Origin of the sequence: Streptococcus sp. CCH8-H5, assembly GCF_001556505.1 — a bacterium.
Classification (GTDB): domain Bacteria; phylum Bacillota; class Bacilli; order Lactobacillales; family Streptococcaceae; genus Streptococcus.
This window is the reverse complement of the sequence record NZ_LSIZ01000113.1, coordinates 1-399: the sequence shown is the minus strand read 5'-3', so window position 1 is coordinate 399 and position 399 is coordinate 1. Positions and strand designations below refer to the sequence as shown.

Below are 399 nucleotides of genomic sequence, written 5' to 3'. Positions count from 1 at the left end.
CTTTCTTGAATTCGATAGCTGAGAACTTAACGTTTCCATCTGCATCGTTGCTTACTGTTTCAACAACTTTACCTGTTGAATCTTTAAGGACGAAGCTGAATTCGTTAGCCTTAAGCTCACGGCCTTCCAAGCGTTTAGTGAAGTTGAATTCTACTGATACTGGTACGCTGTTGACACGTTTTTCAGTTGGTTTGCTTGGTTTTTCAACTGTCTTAGAAGTTGGGTTGTAGTAGTTAACTACTTGAGCCGCAGTATTTTCGATATCTACACCAGCTGCCACATCTGCTTTCACTGTTGTTGGAATATCGAACTTGTAGTAACGTCCGAAGGCGAATTTAGTTGTGTCGATAACTTGAGTGTTTTCTGCATCGCCAAGTGACTTAGTGAAGCCAGCTTTAA

1 protein-coding gene is annotated in these 399 nt (G+C 41.1%); it reads right to left on the bottom strand.

Annotated elements, in window-relative coordinates; translation table 11 throughout:
- A partial coding sequence (locus AX663_RS10830; RefSeq protein ID WP_197414213.1) for a hypothetical protein occupies positions 1-399 on the bottom strand: 399 nt, incomplete at both ends.